Source organism: Ligilactobacillus sp., assembly GCF_036846325.1.
GTDB lineage: Bacteria > Bacillota > Bacilli > Lactobacillales > Lactobacillaceae > Ligilactobacillus.
Window position 1 is genome coordinate 1 of record NZ_DAIUCE010000146.1, and the last position, 1388, is coordinate 1388.

The 1388-nt window shown below is 41.7% G+C and carries 3 protein-coding genes; 2 read left to right on the plus strand and 1 reads right to left on the minus strand.

Annotation, left to right across the window (positions count from 1 at the left end; all coding sequences use genetic code 11):
- The first annotated feature begins 146 nt into the window (after positions 1 to 146).
- Together V7Z60_RS09470 and V7Z60_RS09475 are read left to right on the plus strand one after the other, a co-directional pair.
- A complete protein-coding gene (locus V7Z60_RS09470) occupies positions 147 to 407 on the plus strand; it encodes a helix-turn-helix domain-containing protein (protein ID WP_334117568.1) in 261 nt (86 codons plus the stop codon).
- Between the two features lie 88 nt (positions 408 to 495).
- Positions 496 to 1065, plus strand: coding sequence for an NUMOD4 domain-containing protein (locus V7Z60_RS09475; RefSeq protein ID WP_080876816.1), 570 nt, complete (start codon positions 496 to 498; stop codon positions 1063 to 1065).
- A gap of 141 nt (positions 1066 to 1206) precedes the next feature.
- Here V7Z60_RS09475 and V7Z60_RS09480 read toward each other — a convergent pair.
- The coding region (locus tag V7Z60_RS09480; RefSeq protein WP_334117569.1) for a hypothetical protein at positions 1207 to 1388 on the minus strand (182 nt) is incomplete at its 5' end.

Sequence of the window (1388 nt, forward strand, 5' to 3'; positions counted from 1 at the left end):
GTTTTTGATATATAATATATATCGCAAATCGGGTTCTTTTCGGTCCGTTGTTTTCGTGCTTGTTCCGAAAAGGCCTCGATAGGATCCTGAAGAAAGAATCTGTTGCTCAGCTCAAGACTGAGCTCTTTGAAGACGACGTTGCGGAAATGCGACGCTTGAAAAATCAATATCTTAAAAAAGAAGGGTTGGTGTTTATCATCGAATTACGATTAAAAGAATTAAGGCTTAAAAATCTTTACACCATTAAGGAAATCGCAGGCGTATTGGGATGTACGGCGTCTCTCGTAAGCAGATACGAAAACGGTTCGCGCATGCCAAGGGCCGATTACCTTGTAAAACTTGCGGATTTTTACGATGTTTCAGTGGATTATCTTTTAGGGCTTACCGAAGACAAAGAACGCCATTGATTAAAAGCAAAAATTACTCTGAGCGGAGCAGTTGAAACGTTGCGTCTTGCACGATTTGGATGAAAGCGCGCGGAAAGGATTGTCAGAAATGTCAAAGCAAGAATGGCGAACGATTGAAGAATATGAAGGAATTTATGAAATCTCAAATGACGGTCGAATAAGAAGCATCAGAAGACTGGTCAACGGTGTTCCTCGAGGCGGGAAAGAGTTAAAGGTTTCCAAAATGAAAAGCGGAATATATTGCATCAGGCTCAAAGGACTTGACGGAAAATTGCATTTTGAACTGATTACGCGATTGGTTGCAAAAGCGTTCATAAAAAATCGTTATCCGGATAAGGCTAAGTTTGTCACATACATCGACGATTCGCTTTCAGTTGAAGAAGGACTCAACAGTGCGGACAACCTCGCATGGGTATCGTTCAGGGCAAGATCGATCGAAAAGAGCAAGGTCCCGATATCAGCATTCGACCCAAAAGAAGGCATTCAGGAAAAGTTTGCAAACGTTGAAGACGCCAAAGAGAAATTGAAGCTTCCGGCCGTCAGAGACATCTGCGAGTGCCTTGCTCATCGGCGAGATGAAGCATACGGATATTCATGGACTTTTTTGAAAAAAGGACCAAAGGATGTTTACGTTTTTTCAGAATTAAAAGAGGTTTGACTTTCAGCGAGCATGGATATGCCAAAACCTTGGAACAAAATTTTTTTATTGTGACAGTCTCTTTTTTCTGGTCAGAACTGGCAACATAATTTGGTCGTAGGGGCGCTTTTTTGAACGTAATGCCAAATTCAGAGCGTGGCGTCAATTTGCTTCCCGTCCTGCTTCTCCGTTTGTTTCGTGCAAAAAGACTCGTTCCCGAAAAAATGAAGGGAACGGGTTATTTTTTTCTGTGATGAAATTCGCATTTTGAGCAGCTTTTTGTTCTTCGAAATCGTCGTTCAACGGATTTGATTTACGCTTGCGAGAACAGCGTAAGAGTATTT